The following is a 10,066-nucleotide window of genomic DNA, read 5'->3' on the forward strand; positions in this document are numbered from 1 at the left end:
TGGTACTACCGCGTCGTCGCAGTCAACGCCGCCGGCACGCCGTCGCTGCCGACGAACCAGGTTCAGGCGCTGTCCGACAGCACCGCGCCGAAGGCCGTCTCCATCGTCTACACCCCGCTCGGCAAGGTCGATGCCGCCACCGGCCGCATCGGCCAGGGCCGCGTCAACCTGGTGGTCACCGTCACCGAGGCCTTGCAGGCCACGCCGTACCTGTCGATCGTGCCGCAGGGCGGCACGCCGCTGCCGGTGGAACTGGCGAAGACCGGCGACAAGACCTACGCCGGCAGCATCGTCGTCGACGCGAACACCGCGTCGGGCGTCGCCAACGCGCTGTTCTCGGCGCGCGACCTGGTCGGCAACCGCGGCACCGACGTCGATGCCGGCGCGACGCTGCGCATCGACACCGAAGGCCCGGCGCTGTCAGGCATCGTGCTGACGCCGTCGTCGCCGATCAAGAACGACGGCGCCCCGGTGCTGCAGGCCAGCTTCAGCTTCAGCAAGGCGCCGAAGAACGGCGCGACCCCGCAAGTGAGCTATCTGCTGTCGGGCCCAGTGCGCTCGCCGATCGCGGTGGGTGCGCTGACGCAGCTCAACGCGACCACCTGGCAGGCCGCCTTCACGCTGCCGTCCGACGGCGGCCAGGCTGGGCCGGAGACGCTGGTCTTCAGCAGCCAGGCGATCGACGACCTCGACAACGTGTCGAACAAGGTCACGGCCTTCAACCGCTTCCAGGTCTACCAGGGCAACCTGCCGCCGCTGAACGTGCCCTTCGGCTTCACGGCCAAGGCGCAGCCGGGTGGCAAGGTCAAGCTGAACTGGCAGGCGGTCGATGGCGCGGCCAGCTACCAGCTGTACCGCCAGGGCCCGGGCCAGGCCGAACTGCAGCCGCTGGTGCGTGCCGGCGGGGTCGACCTCATCGACCAGACACCGCAGGACGGCACGTACCGCTACGCCGTGGCTTCGGTGCGCCAGTCCAACGGCCAGGAGTCGGTGTCGGGCCAGAGCGCCGCCGTCGACGTGGTGACCAGCGCGACCGCGCCGGGCGCGCCGCAGAACCTGGCGCTGCAGCTCACCGGCCAGGGCATCTACGCCAGCTGGCAGCCGCCGCTTGCGAGCACGGTGGACTACTACAACCTGTACCGCGCCTCGGGCACCAGCATCGGCAGCATCGAGGGCCTGGTGCCGCTGAAGACGCGCATCAAGAACCCGGTGACCTACGACACCAGCCCGTCGCCGTCGCAAGGTGCCTATGTCGTGACCGCGGTCGACGCGGCCGGCAACGAATCGGCGATCTCGAACTCGGCCTACCTGAACGCCAGCCTGCTGCCGGTGCGCGACCTGAAGGTCGAGCAACTGGGCAACGAGCTGCCGGTGCTGAGCTGGAACGCGCCGAACGGCAGCGTCGCCGGCTACCACGTGTACGTGGGCCCGGATGCGAGCCGCGTGCGCCTGACGAGCAGCCCGACCACCGCCACGCGCTTCACCGACACCGGCTACACCAGCGGCGAGCGTCGCTACACCGTGGCCACGGTCGATGCCAACGGCGTCGAGCTGCCGCGCGTCGTGCTGCTGCCGGCCGTCACGGCGCAGGTGGCTGGCGGGCTGCCGGTCAAGCGCGGTGTGATGAACAAGCTGCAGGTGCAGGTGGCCAACACCTCGGCCGGCGTGCTGGCGGGCGTGCGTGCCGTGGTGCGCGTGCCGGTCAACAAGGACTCGACACAGTTCAAGGACCACAAGTCCGAGCTGTTCTCGCTGGCCGCCAACGAGACGCGCCTGGTGCCGGTGATCGTCGGCGGCTATGGCGACATGCCGTCTCTGGCAGCCGGCCAGGTGGGCGTCGAGATCGCGCCGGAGGACGGCGAGGTGGTCAAGCTGAGCCGCAACGAGAGCCTGGACGTCATCGATGGCAGCCTGGTGGTCGGCATGGCGACCGAGGAGTTCACGCGCGGCGGCACCGGCAAGCTGCGCCTGACGATCGAGAACACCAGCGAGGTCGACATCGAGCTGCTGACCGCCACCAACGGCGGCAACAACGACTCGTCCGAGCTGCGCTTCAAGATCGTCGACGGCGACGGCAACGTGCTGGCGACGCAGGCCTACAAGCAGGCGCTGGGCGCCAACGTGCTGACGCTGACCAGCGGCCTGACGGTGGCGCGCATCGCGGCGGGCTCGAGCTACACCTCGGACAGCTTCAGCCTGAACGTGCCGGGCGGCAGCCCGAACAACATCGCGGTGCGGCTGGAGGTCGACAAGCTGCGCTACCACACCGGCCAGGAAGACGAAGTCAGCATCGCCGGCCGCGGCACCGAGAAGGGTGTGTCGCTGCTCGACACCGCCTACTACGGCGAGGTGAGCGACGTCAGCCCGATCAGCTCGTTCGGCGACCAGGACATCACCATCACCGGCCGCGCGCTCGACCGCCGCGGCAACGTGCCGCTGCCCAACACGCGCCTGAAGCTGGTGCTGAACCAGCAAGGCTTCGAGCGGGTGTTCAGCGTGCTGACCGATGGCAGCGGGCAGTTCGCCTACGTCTTCAAGCCGACGCTGACCGACTCCGGGCTGTACAAGGTGTCGGCGGTGCATCCGGAGATCACCGACCGGCCGGAGCAGAAGGCCTTCACGATCAACCGCGTGACGGTCGGCCCGACGCCGTACAAGCTGGACGTGCCGCGCGGCTATGCCTTCAGCATCCCGTTCTTCGCGCAGGCCGGGCCGGGCACCTCGGCGGCCAACCTGCGGCTGACGCTCGATGCGGCGAGCCAGCCGACCGGCCAGCTGCCGGCGGGCATCACGGTGCAGCTGCCGTCGCCGGTGACGCTGGCCGAACGCCAGCGTCTGAACGTGCCGGTGAGCTTCGTTGCCAACAACGACGCGCAGCCGAGCGGTTCGCTGATCTTCAACGTGGTCAGCGACGAGCACCCGCTGTCGTCGATCGGCCAGGTGACGGTGAACTACACGCTGTCCGAGGCCAAGCCCTTCCTGACCGCGAGCCCGAGCTTCGTCGAGACCGGGCTGGCGCAGGGCGGCAGCGAGACCGAATCGGTGCTGGTCGAGAACAAGGGCCTGCAGGAGGCGCTGAACCTGCGCTTCACGCTCACCAGGCCCGATGGCTCGGCGGCACCGGGCTGGGTGTCGATCGCCAGCCGCGCCGACGGCACGATGGCGGTGGGCGACAAGCGCTCGGTCGACATCGCGTTCACGCCGCCGGCCACGCTGGCCGAGGGCGTGTACGAGTTCCGGCTGAACGTGCAGGGCGACAACGTCGCGACGCAATCGCTGAACGTCTATGCCAGCGTCACGCAGAGCGGGCAGGGCAACGTGCTGTTCAAGGCGGCCGACCTCTACACCGCCACCGTCGACAAGCAGGGCCACCTGATCCCGGGCCTGGCGGGCGCGCGCATCACGGTGCAGAACGAGGACGTGGTGACGGTCACGCAGGAGCTGCTGACCGATGCGGTCGGCGAGGCGCTGTTCCAGAACCTGCCGGCGGGCCGCTACAAGTTCCGCGCGACGGCGGCCAACCACCAGGAGATCGGCGGGCGGTTGATCGTCAAGCCGGGCATCACGTTCAACCAGTCGGTCTTCCTCGACTACAACCTGATCACGGTCGAGTGGAGCGTGCGCGAGATCACCATCCAGGACCGCTACGACATCACGCTGAACGCGACCTTCGAGACCGATGTTCCGGYCGCGGTGGTGGTGCTGCAGCCGGCCAGCGTGAACCTGCCGAAGATGAACGCTGGCGACGTGTACTACGGCGAGCTGAGCCTGACCAACTTCGGGCTGGTGCGCGCCGACAGCGTGGTGCGCACCTTGCCGGCCAGCGACGCCTTCTTCCGCTACGAGTTCCTGGTCGACGTGCCGACCTCGCTCGAGGCCAAGCAGCGCGTGACCATCCCGTACCGCGTGGTGGCGCTGCAGCCGCTGGACCAGGCGGCGAGCAGCGGCACGGCCAGCGGCGGAGGGTGCTACAGCTACAGCACGCAGTTCTCGGTGGCGTGCAAGTTCCAGTGCGCCAACGGGCAGCAATCCAGCTGCGGCTCCGCGATGTCGTGGTTCTCGGTCAGCAACAGCTCGTGCCCGGCCGGTGGCGGTGGGGGTGGGGGCGGCGGTGGTGGTGGCGGCGGGGGCGGCGGAGGGGGTGGCGGCGGCTGGGGTGGCGCCGGAGCCAGCACGCCGATCAAGATGAAGGGCAAGAAGTGCGTGTTTGTTCCCAAGGGAGGGACGCAGCAATGCAACGGATGACGGGCAGTCGCATGAACCACCATGCATCGGGTGCAGGGATGTGGGGGTCATTCGCAGCGTTGTGCCGGTGGCTGGCACGCAGCAGTGGCGGCGCAGCCATGGTGCTGCTGCTCGTCGGTGGCGCCGGTGCGGCCAAGGCCGAAGACTCCACGAATGGGCTGATCGTCACGGCGCCCAATGGCTACGCCAACCTCAGTGTCGAGGATCTGCAGGTGCGCAGCACCGTCGGATCGGTGCGCTGGGTGCGATCCTGGAACGGCCAGGAGTGGAAATTCAATCCCCAGTGGGAAAGCCTGTCGCAGAGCTGGAACAACCTGACCGGCAGCCAGACCCAGGACTCCAGCCCCAATCTTTCCTCCGGCAGCAGCGGCGCCTCGGGAGTGGTCCTCGACACGCCGGCACCGCGCGGGACCGTCAGCATGAGTGGCGGCGGTGGGGACGGCTGTTGGGTCTGGGTGGACGAGGACTGGCAGCCGACGTATGCGGCGATCGAGGTCAGCACGGGTCTTCGCGACGCGGGTCCGATGATCCCGCTGCGCAGCACGCCGTTCAACCGCGTGATGGGTGACGCGAGCAGCGACTACGCCGCTGCGGTGCGCGTGAGTGTGGACTTTGCCAGCCTGTGCGCGGGCAGCAGCGCTGCCAGCGGCGCCGTGTCGATGGAGGGCGTGCGGCGGATCAACGAACTGCATCTAGGCGAGAACGGTCGCTACGCCTTCAACAACCGCACGGTGCTCGAGAAGCGGGCCGTCCTTCAGCAGGCACCCGCCTCGGTGGGCGCCCTGGCCAGTGGTCGTATCGCACTGGCGGCTGTCTCCAACGACAAGGGCTTCCGCTGGATCGACCGCTCCGGTGCATGGATCGACTACAACACGCAAGGCCAGGTGGTGGCCTACGGCGACCGCAACAACAACACCGTCTGGCTGGTGCGCGACGCCGGCGGCACGCTGCGGGGCGTGGTCGACGCCAATGGGCGGGTGCTGTTCACGCTGCACTACACCGGTCAGCTGGTCACCGAGTTGCGCGACTATCCGATCGCCGGCGTGGTGCAGGAACTGCCATCGCGCTCCGTCAAGTACGCCTACGACGAGCGCAACCGGCTGACGCAGGTCACTGACGTGCGGGGCAATGTCCTCAAGTACGACTACGACATCGCCAACCACGTCGTCAAGATCACGGACCAGGAAGGGCGCGTCGAGCAGCTCATCTACGCTGGCGAGGTCGTCAAGAGACGCACGGCGCCGGACGGCGGCGTCACCGACTACGAGTTCGACTACGACGACACCAACAAGCAGTTCGTCAGCAAGATCACCGGGCCGGAGACCGCCGCGGGCCGGCGCGTCGAGGACGTCACGCAGAACCGCGTCGGCCAGCTGGTGCGCCGCAGCTTCAACGGACAGACAAGCGCGGAAGCCCGCTACGACACGGGCACCCGCTCGGAGAGCGTGACCGACGCGCGGGGCTCGAGCACGCGCACCACGCGCAACGAATTCGGCCAGCCCGTCGAGGTCGTCAATCCAGACGGCAGCGTGGTCAAGTACGGCTATTCCGCACTGAACCTCACGCGAACCGAAAAGACTGACGAGGCCGGCACCAGGACGGAATACCAGCGTGATGCGCGCGGCAACCTGCTTAAGACCACGCTTGCGGCCGCGACACTCGACGAGAGCGTCATCGAGTACGAACGCAGCGCCCTGGGCCAGACGACCAAGGTCACGCGCAAGGGGCGCACCGAATCCGATGGAACCGTCACGGCCGATTCGGTCTGGTCCRCCGAGTTCGACCCGCAAGGGCAGTTGCGAAAGAACACCGATCCCGAGGGACATGTCACCAGTTTCGTGTTCGATCGGCGAGGCCACCTTGCGCAGGTGATCGACGCCCTCGGCCGCGTGATGGCGTACGAGACCGACGCCGCCGGGAATCTCGTCAGGGCCACCGATGCGGCCGGTCAGCAGTACACCTATGCCTACGACAAGGTCGGCAACCTGACGGAGCAGACCGACGCGCGAGGCAAGGCGCTGCGCATCGGCTACGACGCCATGAACCGCCCGCAGTCGGCCACCAACACCGCGGGTGGAACGGCTCGGATCGAGTACGACCTGCAGGGCCGGCCGACACGCGTCAGCGACGAGGACGGCCAAAGCATCGAACTGGAGTTCGACGCGCTGCTGCGGCTTGTCCGGGTCACCGATGGCCGCGGCAATGCGGCCGACCTGAGCTATCAGATCCCGGACGRCAGCCAAGGCGGCCGGCTGGGCAGCCTGGACCAGCCCACACAGGTCAAGCTGCCCACATTCACCAGCGACACGCGGTTCGACTTGCTGGGCCGTCCGACCAACCAGTCATTCCTGCACACCAACTCCGCCGGGCCGGAGCAGTCCACCGGCAGCCGCAGCTACGACAAGGGTGGACGCATCGTCAGCGAGACCGATGCTTACGGGAAGACGCGGCAGTACACCTACAACACCCTCGGCAAGTTGCTGACGGCCAAGGACGCGCTGGGAGCGACCACGCGTGCCGCCTATGACGTGCGCGGCAACCTCATCCGGCTGACCGACGCGTCCGGCAACGCGACCGTCTTCGAGTACGACCGCAACGATCGGCTGATCCGGGAAACCCTGCCGCTCGGCCAGGTCACGCGGTTCGTTCGTGATGAGGTCGGCAACGTGCGTCAGCGTGTCGATGGGCTGGGCAACACCGACGAGTACACCTACGACGGTCTTGACCGCATCACGCAGATCCTGCGCAAGGGTGCTGACGGTCGCCTGCTGCGCACGGTCGCCTACACGTGGCTGGGCAACAAGCTCGTGGCCTGGAGCGAGACCGATGCCACGCTTCCGTCCGGACAACAGGTCGTGCGCGCGAGCCTCGGCTATGACGATGGCGGCCGCAAGATCTCGGAAGCCGTGACCTACCCGACGCCCGGCGGCGGGGACTACACCCTCAGCTACGGCTACACCTACAGCGCGGCCGGCAGGAAGACCCAGCTGACCTGGGCGGACGGCACCACGATCGGCTACGGTTACAGCAGCCACGGCGAACTGGAGGAAGTGACCGTTCCGGGCGAGGGCAGCATCAGCGTCAACCAGTTCCGCTGGACGGCGCCTGCGCAGGTCACGCTGCCGGGCGGCACCGTGCAGAACAAGACGTACGACGGTCTTCTGAATCTGCAGACGAATGCCACGCGCACGCCGGGCCAGCAGACCACGCTGAGCCTGCAGAACAGCTTCGGGAAACAGCTCGAGCTCAAGCAGGTGGAGCGCACCGATGCCGACGGTGGCGCCAGCTCCACGGTGAGCCACACCTACGTCTATGACGACGAAGGCCGCCTGACCCAGGACAGCCGGGACGCGGGCGGTTCTGCGGGCAAGACCACCGAGAGTTTTGCCCTCGATGCGCTGGCGAACCGAACCGCGCACTCGGCCGTGGCCGGTGCGTGGACCTACGACGCCAACCACCGCCTCGTGCAACGCGGCGATGCCGCGCAGTATGGCTACGACGACGCCGGCAATTTGATCCGCAAGGTGCAGAGCGGGCGGGCCACGAACTACCGCTACGACAGCAGCAATCGGCTGGTCGAGGTGCGGGACGAGGCCAACCGCCTGGTCGCGCGCTACGGGTATGACGCCTTCGGCCGCCGCGTCTGGAAGGAACAATTCCGCGCGCTCGACGGAACCCCTCTCGCCCCGGCGCGGCGCAGCTACTACCTCCATGCGGACGAAGGGCTGATTGCCGAAGCGACGCAGGACATCGTGCTCGGCTCGGACGAGAGTGTGAGCGCCAGCGCGGCGCCGCAGATCCGCACGCAGTACGGACCGCGCCCCGATGCGCTCTTCGGCACCGGCCTGCTCTTCATCAAGACACGGGACAGCAACGGCGATGCCATGGTGGCGTACTACCACCATGACCACCTGAACACGCCGATCCAGGCGACGGACAAGACCGGGCGGGTTGTCTGGTCCGCAAGCTATGACGCGTTCGGCCGTGCCAGCATCACCACGCCGGCCGCCACCGTCGAGCGGCCGACCATCGAGTCGAACCTGCGGCTGGCCGGCCAGTACTTCGACGCCGAGACGGGGCTGCACTACAACCGCCATCGCTACTACGACGTCGAATCGGGGCGCTACATCCAGCGCGACCCGATCGGGTTGGATGGGGGGCTGAACCCCTACGTCTACATCGGTGGCAATCCTCTGCAACTGATCGATCCGTATGGGCTGAGCGCGCTCGGCAACGTGCTCGGAAGCGTCGGCGGCGTCGGCGGACGGATCGGCGGGGCGGTGGTTGGCGAGGCCATCTTCCCTCCGGGTGGAGGTGTCATCGGCGGCATTGCCGGCGGCTATGCCGGACGGGCCGCCGGGATGGCGCTGGGCAACTGGCTCGACTCGATACTGTTCAAGGACCCCACGCCGGCCAAGGACGACGACAAGGAGAAGGAAGAGGAGGCCGATGCCGAGGCGTCCGAAGGCGGGGCCTCGTGTCCCGCACCCGGAAGCAAGATCCCGAACGACAAGCTGACCGCACCGCCTCGAAAACGAGGTGATCCGCCCAAAGGTGATGACGGCCATTCCGTGGAACTCCATCACCGCGGACAGAAGCCCGACAGCCCGCTCGACGAAATGACGCGGACGGAGCATCGCGGCAAGGGCAACTTCGGCAAGAACCACTCCAACACGGGCCAATCGCCTTCGGAGGTCGATCATGGAAGTGCATGGGACAAGCAAAGATTCGAGTACTGGGCCAGGGAGTGGGACAGTGGTCGCTTCGAAGGGCTTTGAACGCAGGTTCGCCGACGCGCAGGGGCGATGTGCCGTCCTGGTCGAGGACGACGGGCGGGTGGCGTATGCGTACCTGCTCGATCCCGATGGGGTGGTTTGTGGGGACGTGTGGCTCTACAACCGCTGCGAGGCGCCGCTGGAACCGGAGTGGAGAAACCGCGGCCTGGCGCCTTTCGCCAACCCGGTCGGCTATGCCGTCGCCGCGCCGTTGTTCCCGTTGCCGCAGACGGGCAACGAGATCCAGGTCGAGTGGAGCGGCGACCACGCGGACGTCACGGTGGACGGGACGCGCATTGCTCGCCTGGCGCAGGGGCTTCGTCCCGGGTTCTCGATTCAAGCCCTGAAAGACGGGCCACTGGCAAAGGTATTGAAATGACACTCCGCACTGTCCTGGAACAGGTCGCATCGAAGCTCGACGGACGGCAGGCGACGCAGGCCGAACTGGCGCAACTCAAGGCGCAAGTTCCCGCGCACCTCCTGCCTGATTGGCTGGTCGCGGCGATGGCCGACTACCGGCTGATCGGAAGCTACCTCGAATTGGGGGTGCAGGCCGACGAGTCGGGGCGCGGTGTCTCCTTCGAGTGGCTGACACCCAAGAGCATCGTCGAGGAGATGCAGGATCTCGAGCCGGGATTGACCGTTGCCAGCAAGGGATTCCTTCCCATCGGCGCCTGCGAGTCCGGCTCGGGCAACCCCTACTTCCTCGATCTGCGCGGGGCCGGCGACGACCCGCCCGTGGTTCGCGTGCGTCATGACCTTGCCGGCCGCGGCGACTACCCGCAAGAGGGGTTGCAACGGGTTGCGCCGTCGCTGAGTCGCTTCTTGTCGCAGGCACTGGCCTGACCGAAAGGCAAGGACCGATGCCGCCATGAGCAACTTCTTTGACATTCCGAGCCTGGTGCGGGCCAAGCTGCGCGAAGCGCGACTGGCACGCACGGCTGCGGCCGCCATCCTCTTCTTGCCAGCCCTCTGCCACGCCGTGGACACCGGCAGCACCGCCTACCGCAGCGGCAAGGCGGCGGCCTACGTCGTCGGCGGCCTGT

General features: G+C 67.7%; 4 protein-coding genes. All 4 read left to right on the forward strand.

Features of this window, described 5'->3' with window-relative positions; genetic code table 11:
- Window positions 1-4,245, forward strand: a 4,245-nt coding sequence (locus tag AC1D01_RS09865) for a hypothetical protein (RefSeq protein WP_477865865.1), incomplete at its 5' end; no start/stop codon positions are given.
- 98 nt (window positions 4,246-4,343) lie between these two features.
- Window positions 4,344-9,023 (forward strand): RHS repeat-associated core domain-containing protein, encoded by a 4,680-nt coding sequence (locus tag AC1D01_RS09870; RefSeq protein WP_477865866.1) that lies wholly within the window; start codon window positions 4,344-4,346, stop codon window positions 9,021-9,023.
- The gene (locus tag AC1D01_RS09875; RefSeq protein ID WP_477865867.1) at window positions 9,001-9,399 is read left to right on the forward strand and encodes a hypothetical protein; all 399 of its coding nucleotides are present in this window, start codon (window positions 9,001-9,003) and stop codon (window positions 9,397-9,399) included. The genes AC1D01_RS09870 and AC1D01_RS09875 overlap by 23 nt, the downstream gene beginning before the upstream one ends.
- The gene (locus AC1D01_RS09880) at window positions 9,396-9,866 is read left to right on the forward strand and encodes an SMI1/KNR4 family protein (RefSeq protein ID WP_477865868.1); all 471 of its coding nucleotides are present in this window, start codon (window positions 9,396-9,398) and stop codon (window positions 9,864-9,866) included. The genes AC1D01_RS09875 and AC1D01_RS09880 overlap by 4 nt, the downstream gene beginning before the upstream one ends.
- Window positions 9,867-10,066 lie beyond the last annotated feature (200 nt).

This window comes from Rhizobacter sp. P3_B12, assembly GCF_056402895.1.